This window comes from Ruegeria sp. BG6 (genome assembly GCF_056538465.1).
Map to the genome: position 1 here is coordinate 72,803 of NZ_JBQFTB010000009.1, position 20,776 is coordinate 93,578.

General features: G+C 56.7%; 20 protein-coding genes. 12 read left to right on the top strand and 8 right to left on the bottom strand.

The annotated features are described in order from the left end of the window. Positions 1-5: 5 nt before the first annotated feature. From ACR0JW_RS15985 to ACR0JW_RS16000, 4 genes are all read right to left on the bottom strand, one after another. Positions 6-1,334 carry a TRAP transporter large permease gene (locus ACR0JW_RS15985; protein ID WP_170680424.1) on the bottom strand — a complete coding sequence of 443 codons (1,329 nt, stop codon included), beginning with the start codon at positions 1,332-1,334 and terminating at the stop codon, positions 6-8. Positions 1,335-1,345: 11 nt separating this feature from the next. Beyond that, complete coding sequence (locus ACR0JW_RS15990) at positions 1,346-1,858, bottom strand: TRAP transporter small permease (protein WP_170614591.1); 513 nt, start codon at positions 1,856-1,858, stop codon at positions 1,346-1,348. A gap of 112 nt (positions 1,859-1,970) precedes the next feature. Next, the gene (locus tag ACR0JW_RS15995; RefSeq protein ID WP_170614590.1) at positions 1,971-3,116 is read right to left on the bottom strand and encodes a TRAP transporter substrate-binding protein; all 1,146 of its coding nucleotides are present in this window, start codon (positions 3,114-3,116) and stop codon (positions 1,971-1,973) included. A gap of 22 nt (positions 3,117-3,138) precedes the next feature. Continuing rightward, a complete protein-coding gene (locus ACR0JW_RS16000) occupies positions 3,139-3,324 on the bottom strand; it encodes a hypothetical protein (RefSeq protein WP_170614589.1) in 186 nt (61 codons plus the stop codon). 130 nt (positions 3,325-3,454) lie between these two features. Here ACR0JW_RS16000 and ACR0JW_RS16005 point away from each other — a divergent pair, with 130 nt between their 5' ends. Further along, positions 3,455-4,489, top strand: coding sequence for a LacI family DNA-binding transcriptional regulator (locus ACR0JW_RS16005; RefSeq protein WP_480714178.1), 1,035 nt, complete (start codon positions 3,455-3,457; stop codon positions 4,487-4,489). Positions 4,490-4,993: 504 nt separating this feature from the next. Here the strand turns inward: ACR0JW_RS16005 and ACR0JW_RS16010 are convergent. The 4 genes from ACR0JW_RS16010 to ACR0JW_RS16025 all read right to left on the bottom strand — a co-directional run bounded on the left by ACR0JW_RS16010 (position 4,994) and on the right by ACR0JW_RS16025 (position 8,644). Continuing rightward, positions 4,994-6,043, bottom strand: coding sequence for a hypothetical protein (locus tag ACR0JW_RS16010; protein WP_170680428.1), 1,050 nt, complete (start codon positions 6,041-6,043; stop codon positions 4,994-4,996). A 22-nt stretch (positions 6,044-6,065) separates the two neighbouring features. Next, positions 6,066-6,377, bottom strand: a complete 312-nt coding sequence (locus tag ACR0JW_RS16015; RefSeq protein ID WP_170680430.1) for a MocE family 2Fe-2S type ferredoxin — start codon at positions 6,375-6,377, stop codon at positions 6,066-6,068. Continuing rightward, positions 6,377-7,537, bottom strand: a complete 1,161-nt coding sequence (locus tag ACR0JW_RS16020; RefSeq protein WP_480714179.1) for a fatty acid desaturase family protein — start codon at positions 7,535-7,537, stop codon at positions 6,377-6,379. The genes ACR0JW_RS16015 and ACR0JW_RS16020 overlap by 1 nt, the downstream gene beginning before the upstream one ends. A 78-nt stretch (positions 7,538-7,615) precedes the next feature. Continuing rightward, positions 7,616-8,644, bottom strand: coding sequence for a LacI family DNA-binding transcriptional regulator (locus ACR0JW_RS16025; RefSeq protein ID WP_170680434.1), 1,029 nt, complete (start codon positions 8,642-8,644; stop codon positions 7,616-7,618). A gap of 175 nt (positions 8,645-8,819) precedes the next feature. On the opposite strand from ACR0JW_RS16025, the gene ACR0JW_RS16030 reads away from it, so the two are divergent. The 11 genes from ACR0JW_RS16030 (at position 8,820) to ACR0JW_RS16080 (ending at position 20,614) form a co-directional block, all read left to right on the top strand. After that, positions 8,820-9,548 (top strand): SDR family NAD(P)-dependent oxidoreductase, encoded by a 729-nt coding sequence (locus ACR0JW_RS16030; RefSeq protein ID WP_480714180.1) that lies wholly within the window; start codon positions 8,820-8,822, stop codon positions 9,546-9,548. A gap of 12 nt (positions 9,549-9,560) precedes the next feature. After that, on the top strand, positions 9,561-10,715 hold the full coding sequence (locus ACR0JW_RS16035) for a Gfo/Idh/MocA family protein (RefSeq protein WP_480714181.1): 1,155 nt from the start codon (positions 9,561-9,563) through the stop codon (positions 10,713-10,715). Between the two features lie 10 nt (positions 10,716-10,725). Then, entirely contained in the window at positions 10,726-11,640 is a 915-nt protein-coding gene (locus ACR0JW_RS16040) for a sugar phosphate isomerase/epimerase family protein (RefSeq protein WP_480714182.1), read from the top strand. Positions 11,641-11,685: 45 nt separating this feature from the next. After that, on the top strand, positions 11,686-12,723 hold the full coding sequence (locus ACR0JW_RS16045; RefSeq protein WP_480714183.1) for an ABC transporter substrate-binding protein: 1,038 nt from the start codon (positions 11,686-11,688) through the stop codon (positions 12,721-12,723). Positions 12,724-12,798: 75 nt separating this feature from the next. Continuing rightward, positions 12,799-14,283 (top strand): sugar ABC transporter ATP-binding protein, encoded by a 1,485-nt coding sequence (locus tag ACR0JW_RS16050; RefSeq protein WP_170680444.1) that lies wholly within the window; start codon positions 12,799-12,801, stop codon positions 14,281-14,283. Beyond that, positions 14,280-15,221 (top strand): ABC transporter permease, encoded by a 942-nt coding sequence (locus tag ACR0JW_RS16055; RefSeq protein ID WP_170680446.1) that lies wholly within the window; start codon positions 14,280-14,282, stop codon positions 15,219-15,221. Before ACR0JW_RS16050 ends, ACR0JW_RS16055 begins: the two co-directional genes overlap by 4 nt. Continuing rightward, entirely contained in the window at positions 15,218-16,225 is a 1,008-nt protein-coding gene (locus ACR0JW_RS16060; RefSeq protein ID WP_480714184.1) for an ABC transporter permease, read from the top strand. The genes ACR0JW_RS16055 and ACR0JW_RS16060 overlap by 4 nt, the downstream gene beginning before the upstream one ends. Positions 16,226-16,237: 12 nt before the next feature. After that, positions 16,238-17,314, top strand: a complete 1,077-nt coding sequence (locus ACR0JW_RS16065) for a Gfo/Idh/MocA family protein (protein WP_170680448.1) — start codon at positions 16,238-16,240, stop codon at positions 17,312-17,314. Then, positions 17,311-18,426, top strand: a complete 1,116-nt coding sequence (locus ACR0JW_RS16070; RefSeq protein WP_170680449.1) for a Gfo/Idh/MocA family protein — start codon at positions 17,311-17,313, stop codon at positions 18,424-18,426. The genes ACR0JW_RS16065 and ACR0JW_RS16070 overlap by 4 nt, the downstream gene beginning before the upstream one ends. Before the next feature lie 232 nt (positions 18,427-18,658). Next, a complete protein-coding gene (locus tag ACR0JW_RS16075) occupies positions 18,659-20,191 on the top strand; it encodes a phospholipase D family protein (protein ID WP_480714185.1) in 1,533 nt (510 codons plus the stop codon). 57 nt (positions 20,192-20,248) lie between these two features. Further along, the gene (locus ACR0JW_RS16080; RefSeq protein ID WP_170680453.1) at positions 20,249-20,614 is read left to right on the top strand and encodes a cupin domain-containing protein; all 366 of its coding nucleotides are present in this window, start codon (positions 20,249-20,251) and stop codon (positions 20,612-20,614) included. Positions 20,615-20,776: the final 162 nt, after the last annotated feature.

The following is a 20,776-nucleotide window of genomic DNA, read 5'->3' on the forward strand; positions in this document are numbered from 1 at the left end:
GGGTCCTACTTGTAGATATCAGGAAGCAAAGTGGTCGAGATCGGCGGGAAATAGGCGATCAGCAGCACGACGATCAGCATTGTCAGAACAAAGGGCACGGCACGGGCAGCGATCTTCAGGATCGACTCGCCGGTAATTCCGGAGACGACAAAGAGGTTCAGCCCCAGGGGCGGTGTGATGAAGCCAACGCCCAGCGCGGTGATCATCATGATGCAGAACTGGATCTCGTTCATGCCGATGTTGTCGGCCAGGGGTTTCAGGATTGGCGCCAGGATCACGATGTTGGGCGTCGTCTCCATAACGCAGCCCGCTGCGATCAGGATGCAGATCATCAACAGGATCAGCATGGCCGGATCATCGGTCAGCCCGGTTACGGCCGTGACAAAGCCCTGCGGCACGCCCATGATTGCCAGCGCCTCGGCCAGCGGGGCTGAAAATGCGATGATCGGCAGGATCACCCCGTTCACTTTGGCAGAGCTGACAAGCATCGCCGGAAAGTCCGACAGCTTCAGGGTGCCCAGTATGAAACCCATCACGATGGTTACGACCACCGCCGTTGCACCGGCTTCGGTCGGGGTCAGACGGCCCGAGAAGATGCCGTAGAAAATGATTCCCGGCACGATGAAGGCATACCAGCCGGATTTTAACGATTGACCCAGATTGCCCATCCACTCGCCCAGCCCCATATTGCCGCCGGTCTCATAGGTATAAAGGCGGTTCATGATGATGTTGGTGATCAGGATCGACACCAGGATCGCCAGTCCGGGGATAAGTGCCGCCAGGAACAGGGTTGAGGCTGAGATGCCCAGCACGAGGCCGATAATGATGTATGCGATTGAAGGTGGGATAAGGATGCCGGTACAGGCCCCGGCTGCCACCAGGGCGCAGGCATAGGGTCGGGGGTAACCGCTTTCGACAAGCCGCGCGATTGTCATCCGCCCCACGGCAGCGGCACCCGCCGCGTCCGAGCCCGAGATCGCCGCAAACATCCCGCAGACCAGAACGGTCGCTGATCCGAAACCGCCGCGCGTCCAGCAGGTCAGCGCCTCGGCCACATCCAGAAATTTCTTACTGAGGCCGGTTCGCACAAGCACATCGCCGGTCAGGATGAACAGCGGCACAGCTGTCAGTGCAAATGCGTCGATACCGGTGAACAGGCTTTCACCGATGGCGCTCAGCGGCAGGTCGCCCGACATAATCAGCATGACAATCGCCGCGGTGCCAATGGCGGCCCAGACCGGCACCGCCAAAGCGATCAGGCCCACGAACAGGATCACCGGCAGGTAAAAATCCCATCCAAGCTCAACAGTCTGATTGAGGGAGTTCCAGAGCATTCGAGTTCTCCTCAGTCAAACAGCTTGTCGCCTTCGAAGACGGGCGTGCCGTCACGAAGGGATTTCAGGTCGCGCAAAAGGGATTGGATCAGCCGCCATATCATCAGCGCAAATCCGGTCGGCACAGCCATCAGGAACCAGACCTTGGAGACCCGCAACCCGTCCGTGACCGAACCGAACTTGGCCGAGACATGAACCGCCTCATACGACCAGTAGAGCGCGATAACGGCCACCACGAACATCACCAAATCGCCGAAGATGTACAAAGCCGCCTTAGGGCGTGGCCCCAGGTAATGCATGATCACGTCGATGCGGATATGGGCGCGTTCCTTGACGGCCGCCGCCGCGCCGATCCAGGCGAGATAAATGAATGAGTAGCGGACGATCTCTTCGCCCCAGATCGAGGAGAAGGCGAACACTTCCCGCCGCAACACCTCGATCGCCATGGTGATGACAAGCATCACGTAGAACACCAGTAGCAGCCAGCGCTCGGCGTCTCGGTCGATTTTTTGCAATATGGTCATTTCCGGCCCCGGTCCCTGGCAACATTAGACCTGCCGGTCCGCTTGGACCGCCGCCATCAGGTTGCACGTGGTAAAACGGGCGAGAGAGGTCAGCCCCCTCGCCCGTCGGATCTTATGCGTCGTGGACGTAGTACTTGCCCTGCGTTCCAGCCGCCTCGACCAGTTTCTCGAAATTGTCCATCGAGCCAGCAAGTTCGGTTTTGAACGGATCCCATTCCGAACGCTGGTAACCACCGGCATCCTTCCACTCGGCCAGTTGATCATCGGACAGCGAATGGAATTGCACGCCTGCCTTGTTCAGTTCCGCCATGGCATAGGCCCGCGCCGACGGTACTTTGGACAGGTTCTGGTGGCTGGTCATTTCCGACCCCCACATGATGCCCTCCTGCACATCGGATGGCAGCGAGTTGAACCATTCCAGATTACAGGAATAGACCTGACTGTCCGGCACGGCCTGCGTGAAGGTGACGTTGCTGAGAATGTCTTTGAAGCCAAAGACATACAACGCGCCGACGGACGGATCCAGCGCATCGGCCACGCCCTGTTTGATCGCCGATGGCGTCTCGCCCCATGCGACAGGTGTCGGGTTGGCACCGACCATCCGATAGTATTGCTGCAGCATCTTCGAGCCGGGCACGCGGAATTTCACACCGCTCATGTCCGACGGGGTAAGAATGGCGTTTCCGCCCTGACGCACCGCGACAACCCTTGGATCAATCACAACGTAGAACAGGGCCTTGAATCCGGCGGCTTCGACCTTGGGATGCACTTCGTTCTTCCAAGTGTCGGAATGCACCAGATTGGTGAACCGCTGGTTCGAGCCGCACAGATACGGCATGTTGATCAGATCGACGGTCGAGGCAAAAGGCGCAAAGTTCGACAGCGAATGCTGTGCTGCCTGAATTGTGCCGCCCTGCACCTTCTGAACCAGCGCGCCTCCCGCACCCAACTGCCCACCGGGGGCCAGCTTGACGTAGATCTTGCCGTTGGTCGCGTTCTGGATGTTTTCCTTCAGATCCAGTTGCATGATCGGATAACTACGCGACGCGCCCAGCACGTAAGCCGTAGCGACGGTCATCACATGCTCGGCTGCATTCTCGCGCTCTTTCTCTTCTTTGGCGGTTTGCGCTGCGGCCTCCGAAGACCACAATACGCCGCCAGCTCCGGCCACCACCGCCGCTGTGAACGAGCCGGTTGAAGCCAGCTTCAGAAAATTCCGGCGCTCAGCAGATTTGAGGCCATCCTTGCCATTCGTCATTTTCTTCCTCCCATTGAATCCGTCAGCTGCCGTTGTTGTTTTCTTGGTCAGCCTCTCGCTTGAGAATGGCCGCCACGAACAGGATCGAGGCAGCAAACAGAACCAGCATCTCACCGACATCCCCCAGGAATCCGCCACCTCCAAATGCGCCCAGCGCCACATTTGTGAAAAATACGGCAAAGACGACAGCGGCAGCCCAAAGGAACATCGCAAAACCCCGGATTGTTTTCTCAACTCTATTTGTAAGCGCTTACATTAATAATGCAAGCGCTTACATCAGCAGATGGCAAGACCGGTTTTTTGTGGTATGACGGTGCCAAAGCAACAGCAGGCTCCGCATGGGAAAAACCCGTTCAGCTCCGACACTTAACGACGTTGCAAAGGCGGCAGGCGTTTCGACCGCCACTGTGTCGCGATGCCTGAATTCGCCGGAACAGGTAATCGAGCAAACCCGGCATCGGGTCATGCAAGCGGTCGAATCGTTGGGCTATACGCCGAATTTTGCAGCCCGTGTTATGGCTGCGAATCGCAGCTTCACCATCGGTGCGATTATTCCCACAATGGACAACGCAATCTTCGCCCGCGGATTGCAGGAGTTTCAGGACCAGCTTCGTGAAAGCGGATATACCCTTCTGGTATCCAGTTCCGCTTACGACCCCGAGGTGGAGAGAGAGCAGATCCGCACGCTTGTCGCCCGCGGTGCGGACGGGTTGCTTCTTATCGGACATGAGCGTGACGCAGACATTTATGAGTATCTGGAGCGCCACCAGGTTCCATCACTTGTTGCCTGGTCCTATGAGCCGGACGTCAAGCGGCCGTCCGTCGGTTTCAGCAACAAGGATGCTATGGGGGAACTGGCGCGAACCGTGATTGCAGCAGGCCACCGGCGGATCGCCATGATTTCGGGCAAGACAAAAGGAAACGATCGGGCGCAAAACCGCGTCGAAGGTGTCAGGCAGGCTATGTCACAGAGCAACCTCGACGCCGATGCCTTGACCTTGATCGAAACCACTTACGAAATTGACAAGGGCGCTGAAGCCTTTCGGCAACTGATGGCCCTCACCCCAAGGCCAACAGTGGTCATGTGCGGCAACGATGTTCTGGCCGCAGGTGCACTGTGCGAGGCCCGACGACTTGGAATACAGGTGCCGGAACAAGTTTCGGTAACGGGTTTCGATGACATAGAATTGGCCGAGATCGTCAGCCCGGCCTTGACGACCGTACATGTTCCCCACCGGGAAATGGGTCGCAAGGCCGCGCGTGAATTGACTGCAATGGTTGAGGGCAAATCGGAAGGCCATTCAATCTGCATCAATACAAGGCTGGTCAGCCGACATTCGCTGGCAGAACCCGACTGCCACACATCGCAATAGACGCGTAGGGTTTGCATCCTCCGTTTTCGCCCCAGTGAAGTCAGACATTTGCGGATAGCCAACTGCCCGACCAAAGCGCACTGCATCCAACGCACGGTCGACAACCTTCGCAGCAACGTTAACTTGACCGGCAGTGATGGGCGTAACCTGTCGCAGCTGTTCGGTCTGGGTCTGCATTCAGAGAGCTTTGCCTGCGCTGGCTTTAACTCACCACCCTAACACCCCAAAATAGATAAGAAATAATCGCTGTAATCTTCGTGCCTTATTCTGGCAATCGTGGTCCACTGTCTTGCCATCTATACCGTCCGAACTCTGGCGAGTTTCTGGATGGTCGAGCGCAAAGCCTCATGCCGGACCAGTGCAAGGCCTTTAGGGATCAGTGCGGACGCTCGGTCAAAAAGGCCGGCTCGCCGCAATGCGGATGAAGCAGACTTAGAGAGTGAAGCATTGAGTGGCGCCTTTGATGTCGTGCATCAATTGTGTGGATGCGCAGCTTTAGTCCAATCAAATGCCGAGTGCTTGCAGGTCAAACGGCAGAAGGAACTCCTCGCTTTTCGTATTTCGGATCAGGAGTTGGTCTTTCCCGGTCTCAATGGCGCTCACCCCACCCCCATCACGCCAACGAAACGCGCCGACGACATGACTAATCTCAACTTGGCCGTCGGGATCCAGTTGAATGACTCCACGACCTTTGGGAAAACCGTTTTCATCAGCGCCCAGAACGGTCGACGCGGCCCCTTCCTCGACCCCAAGGCAGGCAAAGTGCCTACCCGACCACGGAGCATAGTAACGACCTCCGTTGGAATGCCACAACATTGTCATCGGCAAAGCCTGTGCCGATTTGAGTGACAGGAAAATGTCACCTTCCTCAGGGCGAAAAACCGCAGTCCACCCCAATTCCGCTTCAGGGGGCTCCAGCCCAACGACAAAATCTTCGCTTTTTGAAGACCATGGATAGTGTGACAGGTCCAATTCGTCTTCCATACCGGGGAAAGACGTCAAAGTATCACCGTCAGCCGGGTATTTTAGCGCTGAATGGCCCAATGACGGATCAACTTCCAGCGGGGTCTCAGGTGTTCTCCAACACTGCTTTCGAGAGGTTTGAATGATCCCGCCATTTGGCAAAGATACGTTCGCGTGATTGGCTACCGGCACCAACCCGTCGCCACCAATGAACGTATGACGCTGATAGACAAATGGATGCCCCGGGCGCAGTGTGATCTCTTTCTGCAGCCTTGCCCCATAGACCGTTTTTTCGAGCTCGGCTCGCAAGTAGTTTTCGGACTTTTTCTTCAATACCCAGCGTGAATTGGGCGGCCATCCATGCAGCGGCGACGCGCCCTCGGTTGCCCCGAAAGGCGCGCAGAAAAAATCACCACCGAGCTTTTCCAAATGAGGCGCAATACCCTCAGGCATGGCTTCGCCCGTTCCGACCCAAGGTGCGCGATGCAGCGGCGAGATCTCGGTACCGCCGTCATTTACGCAAAAGCTCTCGATCAACCCCAACTGCAAATCGAAGGAAAGCCGGATACCAGTAGCGGACAGGTTGATCACAATTGATACCTCACCCAAAACATCATTCCACCAGAACCATCACACGACTATTTCCGACTTTGGTTTCGTAGGTACGAAGGTCTTTACATGCAGGCGCTCGTAGAGCTTTGCCCGAACGGTAGTCGAATAGCCCGTTGTGCTTGGGGCACTCGATCTCATAATCCATCACCAGGCCGTCCGATAAGTGCACCTGTTCGTGTGTACAGAGACCATCAGTGCAGTAGAACTCATTATCCTGACTACGGAAAATTGCGTATGTACGGCCCTCGTGATCCCAACGAATGACGTCCTCTTCGTCAACATCGTATACGGCGCACGCGTCGACCCAAGGCACTACACTCTCTCCCGGTCGCTGCTTGCAGTTTCCGTTTTTCGCTCGGGAACAGCCGTGTGCAAATGCTCTCGATAAGGTCGCGCCGTCGTTGGAAGTGTTTTTCGAATTGCATAGTTCGGATCAATGCGTTGCTTCATGACGGAACCCATCATTTCTTTGTAGCCATCCCAAATCGAGGTGTTCGGGGGTGGCAGGTCATCCTTGATCAACTCATGAAGCGCTGGAAGTGAGTAATATGGCACCATAGGGAACATATGATGTTCGATGTGGTAGTTCATGTTCCAGTAAACCCAACGGCTGATTGGGTTCATGTAGAGCGTTCGGGAATTCAACCGGTGATCAAGAACATTCTCGGCCAATCCTCCATGCTGAAGCAGCCCCGTCATAACAAAATGCCAGCATCCATAGACCCGGGGGCCGCCGATCAGGAGTATCGGGATCAGGGACTTCCAAGCTGCCCCAGAGACAAACAATACCAATGAAACCAATAAAACAGCGGCGTAGATTGCGACGTGAACCCGTGCCCAGAATACTGCTTTCGGCCACTGGCTTTCCGGAATGTAGTCCCGCTCGTCCTGCGACAGGTTCCCCATAGCATTTCGCATCAGAACTTTGAGCGAAGTCCAGGTCTCAACAATCCCTACAAATGCAAGCGTCTTAAGGATCAGGTTGATCGGATGCATCCACGCTATTTCGGGATCGCGGCCAACAATAAGTGTTTCGGTGTGATGCCGCGCGTGGCTCCAGCGCCAATTGACCGGGTTTCGCATGATCTGGAAGGACGCGATGTGGTACACGACATCGTTCATCCACCGGGTTCGAAACGCTGTTCCGTGACCACACTCGTGCCAACGGCTGTCGCAGGCAGAACCGTACACAACCCCGTAAGCAAACCAGAAAGGCACGCAAAGCCAGCTACCCCAAAAGTAAAGCCCGCCAGCCGCAAACACAAAATGCAAGGCGATCCAGATCACTGTGTCACGTATGGCAGGCGCATCCCGACGCTTCATTAGAGACTTCAGCTTCTTTCGGGGAACCTCGCTATGATACCACTCGGCGGCCGACAGACCGGCCTCTATCGCCTGGCGCGTACTCGTACCGGTCAGGGAATAGTCCCGAACAGCGAAATCCGAGCCAGTGGATGCGGTCGACTTACTCATATCCCCTCTCTTCATCGCTCATGGCAGTTCGTACGCAGCTTCCTTGACCATAGCAAAGTCGCCTCGAATTTTGGCCCGTCAACTGGGCGGCGCTGTGCTCGCCCGCGTGACAAGTTCCACGGAAACTGCCGTTTTTGTCGGAAGGTTCCGGCTTGTATTCGCCAACTGGCCCAGCAACACCTCGGCTGCACGGCGTCCCAGTTGATGCCGGTCTTGTCGGATTGTTGTCAGCGCGGGAACGTAAGAACCTGACATTTCGATATCGTCAAAACCGACAACCGAAATGTCTTCGGGCACCTTCAGCCCGCCTGCGACGAGCCCGGAGATCAACCCAAAGGCAACCATGTCCGCCGCGCAGAATACAGCCGTTGGGCGGTCATCCATCGCGAGTATTCTTCTGGCGGCCTCATGTCCGGATTCCAGCGAGAAATCGCCCCTGATGATCCACTCCGGCTGCGCTGGAAGCCCCAGCCGCGTCCGTTCTTCGACCATGCCCTCACGCCGGGCCGTTGTCAGAACATTCCCGTCGGGGCCGGTCACATGCGCGATTTTCTTGTGGCCCAAATCATGCAGATGCCTGATCGCCAATCGCGCACCTTCGGCGTTATCACTGGAAATCACCGGAAAGGACGCACCCTCGACCCATTCGCACAAAAAGACAATGCGGTCACCCGCCCCGTATCTGACGCATTGCTGTAACGCGGCCGACGATATCCCGCCGTCCAACGAAATTGCACCGTCGATCCGGCCATCCCGAAAGTACCCGGCAAGAGTTTCATCCTGCAATGGATTGCTTTCTGTATCAGCAATCAGAACTGCATAGTCCGATCCGGCAAACCCCTCGCTGATACCAGCCAAGATGCCCGAGTAGAAAGGCTTGCCTAGATTGGGGACCAGGATCAGTACAGCACCGGCCCTTTGCATGCGCAGGTTTCTGGCGGCCTGGTTGACCCGGTAGCCTGTCTCATGAATGGCTTCCTGTACTGCCAAACGCGTTGCTTCCGACACCAGACCAGGATTGGACAAAACACGGCTGACCGTGGCCGTAGACACCATCGCGGAACGGGCAACATCCTGTATCGTGGCGGGTTTGGGCTTCTTGTTCATGACCAGTCAGAAAATTTCCAGCTTGACTCGAATCTATTGTGATGCCGATTATGTAATCGATTACAGTTTTTGAAAAGCAGGTTTTTTCGAAAATGTAATCGATTGCAGAAGAAACTCGCCGATTGAGGGAAGTGATGACATCCGAATTCAAAAGCAGCGGAAGCCGGGCTCTTTGATGACTTCGAAGACCTCCTTCGACTTTACTGGGGCAAAGGTCCTGGTGATTGGCGCCAGCCGGGGCGGTATTGGCGCAGCTGTTGCCAGAGCATTTCAGGACGCGGGCGCCGAAGTGGAAATTACCGGCGTGGAACCGGATTGCATCGAAGAGGACGCAACCCGGTTTGGCTACAGTCAACTGGATGTAACCAACACAGACGAAGTCTACAAATTCGCTGGAACGCGGAACCATATTGACGTGCTGATCAATTGTGCCGCGATCACGCGGCGCGGCGAGGAGATGGCGCCCGACTTTTTCTCACACGTGCTGGACGTCAATCTGACCGGGTCGTTTCGCTGCGCCGAGGCGTTGCACCCTGCCCTTTCGGCCGCAAGAGGGCGCGTCATCAATGTGGCCTCGATGTATGCGCGATTTGGTTCACCGCAAAACCCGGCCTACGGCGCCTCGAAAGCCGGTGTGGAACAACTGACAAAGTCGCTGGCAATCGCCTGGGCCAAGGACGGTATTCGGGTGAATGCAATCGCACCCGGGTTCATCGTGACCGAACAATCGGCCCGGGCGAGGAAAGATGCAAAATTCACAAAAGCGGTCGAAGCCCGCACACCGTTGGCACGCTGGGGTCAACCGGAAGATATCGCAGGATCAGCCATGTTTCTTGCATCAGATGCCGCGGCTTTTGTGACGGGTACATGCCTGACCGTGGACGGAGGGTATTCGGTTGTTTGACAGGAGCACACGATGAGTGACTTCGCAAAAATTGGCGCGGCAGTGATCGGGACCGGATTCATTGGAACGGTGCACGTTCAGGCCCTTCGGCGTCTGGGCGTGGACGTAAGAGGCGTTCTTGGATCATCGCCAGAGCGCGGCCGGGACCGGGCGCGAGCGATCAGCGTGACGCACGCCTACACATCTCTGGACGACCTGCTGGCGGATGAAAGCGTCGATGTGGTGCACGTAACGACCCCGAACCACGCACATTATCCGCAGGTGAAGTCGATCCTGGCGGCAGGCAAACACGTCATCTGTGAAAAGCCACTTGCCATGACGTCCGCCGAAAGCGCTGAAATGGTGGACCTGGCCAATGCGTCAGGAAAGGTAGCGGCGGTTTGTTACAACATCCGGTTTTACCCGCTGAACCAGCAGGCTCATGGCATGGTTCAAACAGGCGATCTTGGTGATATTCGTTTCATAACAGGGTATTACCACCAGGACTGGCTGGCAAAATCAGATGACTGGAACTGGCGGCTGGAAAGCGAAATGGGCGGAGCGCTGCGTTCAGTCGGTGACATTGGAACGCACTGGGTTGATCTGACTAGTTTCGTCACCGGGTTGAAAGCTGCTTCTGTCTTTGCAGAGCTGACAACCTTCATTCCGGAACGCCAGAAACCTCTCGGCTCGGTCGAGACGTTTTCCAGCGGAACCGGCGAAACCGAAACTGTGCCCATCGATACCGACGACGCGGCGATGATCCTCATCCGTTATGAAAACGGAGCACGGGGCGTGATGAGCACATCTCAGGTGAACATGGGCCGAAAGAATTCATTGCAATGGGATATCGCCGGGGCGAAGGCCAGCGCCGCCTGGGACAGCGAAACTCCTGACCATCTGTTCATTGGGCACCGCGACGCGCCGAACCAGACCCTGATGCGCGACTTTACATTGATGAACGGCCCCGGGGTTGCCGCCGCCACATTGCCACCCGGACATGTCGAGGGCTTCGCGGATTCCTTCTTCAACTTTTTTCGGGCCGTCTATGGCGATGTCATCGCAGGCGGGCGTCAGCAAGGCAGCACATGGGCCACATTCGAGGACGGCCATTACGAGATGCGGTTCTGCGATGCCGTCGTGAAATCGGCGAAAGAAAGCCGCTGGGTGGATTTGAGCGAGATTTGAGGGCGATGACATGAAACTGGGCTTACTGACTGCACCATTCGAAGACTCTCAACTGGCCGATGTGGCGTCCTGGGCCGGTGCCAATGGGTTTTCAGCGATGGAGGTCGCGTGCTGGCCTGCATCAGGTGGCGAGCAACGGCGCTATGCGGGAACCAGCCACATCAACGTGGACGACCTTTCTGCAGATCAGGGGAATGAGATTATCGCGGAACTTGGCGGTCATGGGATTGAGATTTCCGGTCTGGGATACTACCCCAACCCACTCCATGCCGATGCGGATCATCGGGCAGAAGTTATCGGGCACCTCATGAAGGTCATCACCGCTGCAGGGGTGATGGGTATCAATGTCGTCAACACATTCGTGGGCGGTGTCCGGACGCTGAACCTCGACGCGAACTGGGAACGCGCGACGGAAATTATCGATCCGATCGTCAAGCACGCACAAAACTCTGGCGTGCGCCTGTGTTTTGAGAACTGCCCGATGATCTTCAGCTATGACGAATGGCCCGGGGGTCACAACATCGCCTATTCGCCCAAGATCTGGCGACGGATATTCGAGCAGTGGGGCGATGCGGTTGGCATGAATTTCGACCCTTCGCATCTGATTTGGCAATTCATCGATCAGACGCGCTTTATCAAGGAGTTCGGCCCTCACATGGCCCATGTCCACGCCAAGGATGTGATGGTTGATCAGGACGGGCTGTATGAGAACGGGGTGATGTCAACCGGCATGGGGTGGCAAGTCCCCCGGCTTTGCGGGCTGGGTGACGTGGACTGGTCTGGTTTCTTTTCCGGACTTTACCGCGTCGGATACGACGGTCCCATCATCATCGAGCATGAAGACAGGCTGTTCGAAGGCACAGACGAAAAGGTCAAGCGGGGGTTCCTGCTGGCCCGGGATGTCCTGTCGCCATTCATCAAATGAAACAACATCAAACGTGAACCGATTGAAAACTGGGAGGAAAACGAAATGAAAGACCTACTTTATGGCGTTGCTGCGATTGCAGTATCTGCTTCTCTTGCAACTGTGGCGATTGCGGACGGGCACAAGCAATACACTATCGGCGTGTCCAACACCGTTCAGGGCAACGGCTGGCGTGAACAAATGATCTGCGCCATGCGCGCGCAGGCTTTGGTTGAAGCCGATGTCACAAACCTGATCGTTGCGCATCGCAACACGGATTCTGCCGGGCAACTGGAAGACATCAACAACCTGATCGAAGCGGGTGTCGACGCGATTGTTCTGAACCCATCCAATCCTGACGCCTTGAACTCGGCGCTAGAAAAGGCGATGGCGCAAGACATCGTCGTTGTGGCTGTGGATGCAGGCGTTTCGGCTGACGGCGCGTACATTCTGTCGAACAATCAGGAAGAATACGCCTACCTTGGTGCCAAGTGGCTGTTCGAGCAGCTCGGCGGGAAAGGTGACGTCGTTTACATGCGCGGTATCGCCGGGGTTTCGGCGGATACGGACCGCGACAATGGCTTTAAGCGCGCACTGGCTGAACATCCCGAGATCAACGTGGTGCACGAGGTTTTCACCGGATGGCAGCAGGACCAGGGCAAGCAACAGATCTTTGATTTCCTTGCCACCGGCATCCCGTTTGACGGTGTCTGGACCAGCGGCATCGACAATGTAATCGTCGACGCCTTTACGGAATCCGGCGCACCTTTGGTACCGATCGTCGGAGCGGACAATGCGGGCTTTGTTCAATACCTGACCGAGGTTGAGGGATTGAATGGCGCAGCGGTGACAAACCCCGGCTCGGTTGGCGGCGCGGGCATCGCTTTGGCCGTCGACATCCTGAACGGTGAGGCCCCTGACAGTAACACCGTCCTTGTCGACCCCGTGCTTTGGGAAAACGCGACAGATGCTGGCCGCGAAACGATCAAGGCCGCTCAGAATCCTAATCTGGATCCTGAATGGCCCGTTTCCGTGACGGTTCCCGGATGGACTGACTACACGATGGAACAGATCATCGACTGCAAGGGACCCGGCGAAGGCTGATCCCAACAGACTGGCCTTCCGCCCCCGGCGGGGCGGAGGGCACACACAGTGCATCTCCAGCATTCAAGGAACTCCATGAGCCGCACAGCACTACTCGACGCGTCTGACGTGGCCAAAAGTTTTGGCGCCGTACATGCCCTGACCAAAGCCCAGCTTACGGTCGCCGAAGGCGAGATTGTTGCATTGATGGGTGCAAATGGTGCCGGGAAGTCGACTTTTGTCAAAATCATAACGGGTGCCCTGAAACCTGATGCTGGCCAGGTGCTGATCCGGGGGAAACCGGCGCATGTCGGAAACCCGGCCGAGGCGCGCCGTTCCGGTCTGGTGCCGGTTTACCAGGAACCGTCGCTTATTCCTGATCTCGACGTGTCCGACAATCTCAGGCTGACCGACACACCGATCGATCAGTTCCGTGACTGGGTTTCGGAACTTGGGATCAAAGACCTGAAGTTGTCGGCAATGATCGGCGACCTGCCTCTCGCCACACTTCGCATCCTCGATCTGGCCCGCGCATTGGCAGTAGAACCTGATGTTCTCCTGCTGGACGAAATGACCGCTGCACTGCCCACAGATTTGGTTGAACGTGTTTTGAAAACCGTACGACGCAAGGCAAATGACGGGATGGGGGTGATCTATGTTTCCCACCGCTTCACCGAGATTTCGGAACTGTGCGATCGGGCGACGGTGTTGCGGGATGGCATGTCCGTCGGGGATCTCGACATAGAACCCGGTGTCGAAGAACGCGTTGTCGAGTTGATGCTGGGTCAAAAGATAGACATCGGACAGCGCCAGATACTTCAAGCAAACGGACCACAAACACAGACACCCCGATTGCACGTTCAGTCGCTTGCGTTCGAGCCCAGTTTCTCGGACGTCTCGTTCGACTTGTACCCCGGCGAAGTACTGGGGATAGTCGCGCTTGAAGGTCAGGGACAGGATGAGCTTTTCGAGGTGCTCGCGGGTTTTGACCGACCAACGTCAGGGTCAATGGAAGTGGACGGAATGCCTGTTCATTTCGCCCACCCCGCCGATGCCATTGCGGCCGGGCTGACCTTCGTGCCGGGCGACCGTTCTGATGCTTTGATGGCGCAAAGGTCCGTCAGGGAAAACATTGCCCTACCATTCTCGGCACGTCTTAGAAACTGGGGGCCGATAAAACTCCGTCACGAGCGGGACCGGGTCGCTTATGCGGTCGAAAAGCTGCAGATCGACACACGCGCGCAGGGCGAAGTGCAACGACTTTCAGGTGGCAACCAGCAGAAAGTCACCATTGGTCGCTGGCTGGCGACCGGTGTCGAATCCTTGCTTTTGTTCGACCCGACCCGTGGCATTGATGTCCGCACGAAACGCCAGATTTACCCACTGGTTCGCGAGTTGGCTGATCAGGGCGCGGCGGTTCTGTTCTACACATCCGAGTTGGAAGAAATCCCGCTGGCCTGCGATCGTGCGGTCGTAATCTTCAACGGGCGGGTGGTTGACGTGATAAACGCTGCCGACGCCGATGAACAAACACTGATGCGCGCGGCTTATGGCCTGACCGAAGCGGAGGGCGCAGCGTGAGCGGGACCATCCGAAAACACTCCTGGGTCATGGGGCTTGTTTTACTTCTTGTGGTTCTTCTGACCATCACAAAGGTGATACAACCCACTTTCGGCGCGTCCGGGCTTGAGAGTATCGCCCGTGCCGCCCTGCCCTTTGCTTTTGCAACCGCCGGTATGGCCATCGTCGTGATCGTCGGCGGCATCGATTTGTCCGTCGCATCGATGATGGCGGTATGCGCCGTGACGGCTGCCGTTTTGATGGAACGCATGGCCGGTGTGCCCGCCCTGCTCATAGTTCTGGGTGTCGGGCTTTTGATGGGGCTGATCAACGGGCTACTGATTGTCGTGACGCGTGTACCCGACATCGTCGTTACACTCGCCATGCTTTTTGTTTGGGAAGGCGTTGCGTTGCTGATCCTTGAAACACCCGGTGGCGCGACGGCGGACTGGCTGGAACAATCGATCCGAGGGCATTTTCTGTTCGACGGGCTGCCAAAGGCGCTTGTCGTCATCGCCGTCGGCATCGCGGTGGTCTGGCTACCGATCCGGCGCTCCAAACTTGGGCTGTCGATTTACGCAACCGGGTCGGACGAGCTGGCTGCCTTCCGTTCAGGCGTTGCGGTCGGAAGAACGAAAGTTATCGCCTACGCCTTATGCGGTCTGTTTTGCGCCATGGGCGGATTAAGCCTGGCCGCCCTGACCGGAATAGGAGAGCCGGTGCCTGGTCCGTATCTTATGGCCTCTGTCGCAGCGGTGGTTCTTGGCGGTGTCGTTCTAGGTGGTGGCAAAGGCGGCCTTCTTGGCCCGATCATCGCCGTTTTCATTCTGCGGATCATCCGAACGATCCTGACTTTGCTGGCCGTCGATCCAAACGTGACAACCATTATCGAAGGAACAATCATGGTCCTCGTTGTCATGCTGGGCACCGCGGCGTCACTAAGGGGGGCCCGCCGATGAGCATGGACACCACTGACCTGCCAATGGTCCGCTTTGGGCGGTATCTTCGTGACAACCCGATCATCCCGCTATTGGTTTTCCTGTTTCTGATGATCGCTGTGCTCGAGGTCTTGCGGCCGGGTATCGTCACCCCGTTCCGGGCCGGTCGGGACGGGCTGATTTCAACCTTTTGGGTCGGCAACCTGATCAAGTTCGCAATTCCGCTGGCGATGCTTGCCGCTTGTCAGGTACTGACGATGCTGACCGCAGGAATTGACCTGTCGGTCGGAGTGGTCGCCACCGTTTCAGCTTTCGTCTGCGCGACACTCAGCGCAATATGGGGCGTCACACCCGCAGTCCTGATTGCTTTGTCCGCGGGCCTTGTTGTTGGCGTTGTAAATGGCATCGGGGTTGGACTGGTGCGTGTCCATCCTTTGATCATGACGCTTGGAACGGGATTGATCGCCACCGGATGCCTGCAGGTCTACCAACGCCTCGTCATCAATGCGGGCACCGAGATTCCCGCTTTCCTTTCATGGCTCGGGACCGGTCGAACCGCAGGAATGCCGAACGGACTGTTCGTGTTCGTTCCGTTCGCGCTCTTTATCCTGTGGCTGATGCGCTATACCGGGTTTGGCCGGTTGCTGTTTGCACTTGGCTCCAACGAACAGGCCGCCAAATTATCCGGTGTACGGGCCTGGCAGGTCTATCTGGCGCTCTACGTGCTATCCAGCTTTATCGCCGCACTGGCTGGTTTGCTCTATCTCGGCATGATCCGTCAAACCTCACTGAGCCTTGCAAATCCGTTGTTGTTGCCCTCGGTCGCCGCGGCGGTGATTGGCGGCACATCAATCTTTGGGGGGCGTGGCAGTTTCGCCGGTGCGATCGTGGGCGCACTTATTCTGCGTGTGCTGGATACCATGCTAACATTGATGCAGATGCCGGAAGGCGCACGCACGGCCCTGTTTGGGCTGATCATCCTCGCGGTTACCGCGCTCTACGTCAGGATCACCGGCACGCGCTAAAGGAGGTTTCCAATGGCAAAATTCCGGATCGTCGGCATCAGTTTCGATCACATGCATATGGGTGATTTGCTTCGGATGGTGCACGATCATCCTGACGCCGAAATCGCCGCGATCTTCGATCCGGATCGGGACAAAATGCAGGCGGCAGTGAAGGCATTCGATATTCCCGATGATCGGGTATTTACGGACTTCGACGCATGTATGACTGCGGGTCATTACGATATGGCCATTCTATGCGCGGCGACAGCGCAACATGCGAACTACACGGAACGGCTGGCTCTTCATGACATGCATGTTTTTGTCGAAAAACCCTTTGCCGCATCTGTTGACGATGCCCGCCGGATGATGACGGCAATGAACGAAACCGGAAATCAGCTGGTCATCAACTGGCCCTTGCGATGGGTCGAAAGCCACGTGACGGCCAAGCGGTTGATCGACGAAGGCATGATCGGTGACCTGCGTGAGGTCCATTTCTATGACGGAAATCGCGGACCGTTGTACCATTTGGCCGATAAGGTCGAAGTAACCCCCGAGGAAGTCGAGCGTCAAAAGCCGGACTCCTGGTGGTACAAACGGTCATCAGGCGGCGGTTCGCTGCTTGATTACCTGGGATACGGCGCGACGCTTGGAACCTGGTTCATGGGCGGCCGTGCACCGATCGAGGTCACATGCACGGTTGACGAAACACCAGGTATCGAGGTCGATCAGCATGCAATCGCCGTGTGCCGTTACGAAACAGGCCTGTCGAAGATGGAAACGCGCTGGGGTACGTTCACCGATCCTTGGACAACGCAGCCGCAACCCACTTGCGGGTTTGTTTTTGTCGGCACCGACGGCACCATTTCGTCGCCCGACTATGCCAGCCACATAACGGTTCAGACCCGCGCAAAACCCGAACGGCACGAGATACCGGTGACCCCGTTGGCTGCTGGCGAACGAAATGCCATCGAATACGTCCTTGGCTGCTTGTCCAATGGAACCCGGGTCGAAGGGCCGCTTGATCCGGCCCTGGGTCTGACAGCACAGCGGATCGTCGATACCGCGCTCCGTTCAGCCCGCGAAAAACAAACTCTCAGGTTGCTGTCATGAGCGAGGACAGTGCCAAAACCGACCAGTATGCCTTAAAGTCAGCCCAGTTGCCCGAAGTCCCTGCCCCGGACCTGCCGTATTCTCCACCGGTGCCTCAAAACTACAGGCCTAGGATCGGAATAATTGGTACGGGCGGAATTTCCGTAAGCCATCTGGATGCCTACCGAACGGCCGGCTGGGACATTGCCGCAATCTGGAACCGGACGCGCGCGAAAGCCGAAGAAAAGGCCGCCGAATACTGCCCGTCGGCGCGCATCGAAGATGATTGGCAGGCGCTTCTTTCCGACAGTGAAATCGACGTTGTCGACGTCACGCTTCATCCGGAACACCGAATGCCAATCCTCAAGGCTGCTTTGCAGGCGGGCAAACACGTGCTCAGCCAGAAGCCGTTTGTTACCGACCTCGATCTTGGCAATGACCTTGTGAAGCTGGCAGATGATCAGGGTGTGAAACTCGCGGTAAACCAAAATGGCCGCTGGGCTCCGCACCTATCCTGGATGCGCGAGGCGGTTTCAGTTGGATTGATCGGCGACGTTCTGTCTGCACATGTTTCAATTCACTGGGATCACGGCTGGACCGCAGGTACGCCGTTTGACGAAATGGAGCACCTGATCCTTTACGATTTTGGTGTGCATTGGTTCGACTTTCTTGCGTCTCTTGTTGGCGACAGGGCGGAAAGCGTCTTTGCAACCGCGACACCGGCACGTGGCCAGGCCAACAAGGTCCCTTTGATGTCACAGGCGCTGGTGCGTTTGGACCAAGGCCAAGCAAGCCTGATTTTTGACGGGGGCGTTCCTTTTGGCCCGCGTGACACAACATATGTGGCTGGCACAACCGGAAGCCTTACATCAAGGGGACCGGATCTTTCATCGCAATCTGTGACGCTTGAGACAGCGCAGGGCATCGCGCGCCCAGCGCTCAAGGGACAATGGTTCAACGACGGGTTTCGCGGAACCATGGGCGAGCTTCTTTGTGCGATAGAAGAGGACCGAGTGCCCTCGGTATCCGCAAAGAACAACCTAAAGTCGTTGGCCATCGTTTTTGCGGCAATTGCCTCGTCCAAACAAAATCGAGAAATCGAGATCGGAAGCATCAGAACAGTCGACGCCTGAACGGGTATTTTCAGGCAAAACGGGTACGAATTCAGGCCTTTGCCAATATCCTTCGACCAGCCTCGCCCCCTAGTCCAACACGCTAATAGGTGGCTTTTAATGGTCGCCATACTGCGATCCCTACCACACACCGCCCGGGGACAGATGCGAAACAACCAGACGCTGCAAAGAAGAAACTTGCATTCGCGCCCTGATACGTAGTCACTTGGTAACGGATGGTTGGAGGAAGACTATGAAACCATGGGCTATCGTGGTTTGTGTCGTTTGCACGTTGGGCCTTGTTGCATGCTCTCCCCGGGTTCGTACATATGAAAAGACGGTATCAAGTGCTGTTCCTGCAAGCTCGGGCAGCAATCTTGCGCAGACCGTCAACCGTCTCGGAGACCCAAAAGACGGTCGTTCGGGTGTAAAGCTGATCAGCGACGGCGAAGAAGCTCTGGTCTCACGGCTATTGATGGCCGCAGCGGCAGAGCAAACGATCGACGCCCAATACTATCTTTTGCACAACGATCCGACCGGGCATCTCTTTGCGGCCAGTCTTTTACAAGCGGCAGATCGGGGGGTGCGTGTCCGGTTGCTGTTGGATGACATGGATACATCCGGCTACGACGCGATGACCGCTGCGCTTGATTACCACGACAACATCGAAATCCGGCTGTTTAACCCCTTTTGGCGCGATCAAAGCCTGCTGGTTGCGGGGCTGACTGATTTCAAACGCATCAATCGACGAATGCACAACAAATCCATGACGGCGGACAACGTGTTCACGATTGTCGGTGGGCGAAACATCGGTGCGGAGTACTTTCTGGCCCGTAAAGAAATGAACTATGCCGATCTGGACGTTCTGGCCGCAGGTCCTGTTGTAAAAGAGGTCTCCAAAAGCTTCGACGCATTCTGGAACAGCGAATTTGCCGTCCCTGCCCGCGTGGTTGTCGGTGAACCGGAGGCCTTCAGCCTGAGCGACGCGCGAGGCAGGCTCAACGCGCTCGTGGAAGAGGCGAAGCAAACGCAATACGGCGCCGCCCTGCGACGATCAGCCGAAGAAAATTTTGCAGACGGCGCGCTGTCACTGGATTGGCTTCCTGCCCGATTGTATGCGGACCCGCCGTCCAAGGCCGCAGGGCTGGAAAACTCGGATCCAATTCTCGCATCCCAACTTCTGCCCTACTTCGAAAATGCCAAAAGCGAAGTGAACATTATCTCGGCCTATTTTGTACCGCGCAACAATGGCGTGAGATGGATGACCGAACTGGAAAACCGCGGAGTCGAGGTCAAAGTTGTCACCAACTCACTGGCCTCGAACGACGTCGCTCCGGTCTACGCCCACTACGCCAAGAAACGTCGGGCAATGCTGCGCGGCGGGGTCGACCTGTATGAACTGAGGCCCGATGCCTACCAAGTCCAACGTCGCGGTATCAATTGGGCGCAATCCCGATCCGGCCTCCATTCCAAGGCTTTCGCGGTGGATGACCGATATCTGTTCGTCGGGTCGTTCAACTGGGACCCGCGTTCGGTCCACATCAATACCGAAATGGGGATTCTGATGGACTCGCCCGCTTTGGCGAGTCAAACCATGGCTGCCCTGGACCAAGCGCTGCCAGCGTACACTTATCACGTGACGTTGGAGCGTGCAGGCCAACTTAAGTGGCGGACCCGGAACGAGGATGGCACGATCCTGGAATATGACTCCGAGCCGACAGGTACGGCATGGGATCACATCGTCGCCGGCTTTTTGAGCATCTTACCAATTGGTTCACAGCTTTAGGGTTGATGATTTTGACCATCAGCCTGGCTTTGGCAAGTTTCCGGAAGGGTTTTGATCGTGAAGTACTACAACCTGTATGCCGACGCCGCAGGCGAAAGCCGTTGGTCCGAGATCGAAGTTTCGGTGGCAGAGCGAAGCTTTGCGCCACCAGCAAAGGCAATTGAGGTCTCAGAGCCGGAGCATGTCAAACAGACCATGTTCCTGAGGCTTCGATCAGGTTGGAACGAACCGATCCACCCGACGCCAGTGACGCAAAGGCTGGTGTGCCTTGCCGGAACGATCCGCGTTACCGCAAGCGATGGCAATTTTCGGGATATAGGACCCGGAGACGTTTGGCACATGGCAGACAAGTTCGGACGCGGTCATCATACCAAAGTCACAAGCTTCGAGGATTTTGAGGCGGTCATTATTCAGTTCGAGTGAAGTCGGAAAATTCCACGATCTCTTCAAACCTTCACCAGCCCCATCAACAGCCTACATTTGAGAGCACCGTTACGGCCTGAAGATTTCCGGCTATACTGGGGTCATTGTTTCGCGCCAGCACCTGATTGACAGCGATCAAACCACCGCTGGCGCAGAGGGGGG

Bases quoted from the DNA above. Each gene is read 5' to 3' on its own strand.
- ACR0JW_RS15985 (WP_170680424.1), bottom strand. From the start codon at position 1,334: ATGCTCTGGAACTCCCTCAATCAGACTGTTGAGCTTGGATGGGATTTT.
- ACR0JW_RS15990 (WP_170614591.1), bottom strand. From the start codon at position 1,858: ATGACCATATTGCAAAAAATCGACCGAGACGCCGAGCGCTGGCTGCTA.
- ACR0JW_RS15995 (WP_170614590.1), bottom strand. From the start codon at position 3,116: ATGACGAATGGCAAGGATGGCCTCAAATCTGCTGAGCGCCGGAATTTT.
- ACR0JW_RS16000 (WP_170614589.1), bottom strand. From the start codon at position 3,324: ATGTTCCTTTGGGCTGCCGCTGTCGTCTTTGCCGTATTTTTCACAAAT.
- ACR0JW_RS16005 (WP_480714178.1), top strand. From the start codon at position 3,455: ATGGGAAAAACCCGTTCAGCTCCGACACTTAACGACGTTGCAAAGGCG.
- ACR0JW_RS16020 (WP_480714179.1), bottom strand. From the start codon at position 7,537: ATGAGTAAGTCGACCGCATCCACTGGCTCGGATTTCGCTGTTCGGGAC.
- ACR0JW_RS16025 (WP_170680434.1), bottom strand. From the start codon at position 8,644: ATGAACAAGAAGCCCAAACCCGCCACGATACAGGATGTTGCCCGTTCC.
- ACR0JW_RS16030 (WP_480714180.1), top strand. From the start codon at position 8,820: ATGACTTCGAAGACCTCCTTCGACTTTACTGGGGCAAAGGTCCTGGTG.
- ACR0JW_RS16035 (WP_480714181.1), top strand. From the start codon at position 9,561: ATGAGTGACTTCGCAAAAATTGGCGCGGCAGTGATCGGGACCGGATTC.
- ACR0JW_RS16040 (WP_480714182.1), top strand. From the start codon at position 10,726: ATGAAACTGGGCTTACTGACTGCACCATTCGAAGACTCTCAACTGGCC.
- ACR0JW_RS16045 (WP_480714183.1), top strand. From the start codon at position 11,686: ATGAAAGACCTACTTTATGGCGTTGCTGCGATTGCAGTATCTGCTTCT.
- ACR0JW_RS16050 (WP_170680444.1), top strand. From the start codon at position 12,799: ATGAGCCGCACAGCACTACTCGACGCGTCTGACGTGGCCAAAAGTTTT.
- ACR0JW_RS16060 (WP_480714184.1), top strand. From the start codon at position 15,218: ATGAGCATGGACACCACTGACCTGCCAATGGTCCGCTTTGGGCGGTAT.
- ACR0JW_RS16065 (WP_170680448.1), top strand. From the start codon at position 16,238: ATGGCAAAATTCCGGATCGTCGGCATCAGTTTCGATCACATGCATATG.
- ACR0JW_RS16070 (WP_170680449.1), top strand. From the start codon at position 17,311: ATGAGCGAGGACAGTGCCAAAACCGACCAGTATGCCTTAAAGTCAGCC.
- ACR0JW_RS16075 (WP_480714185.1), top strand. From the start codon at position 18,659: ATGAAACCATGGGCTATCGTGGTTTGTGTCGTTTGCACGTTGGGCCTT.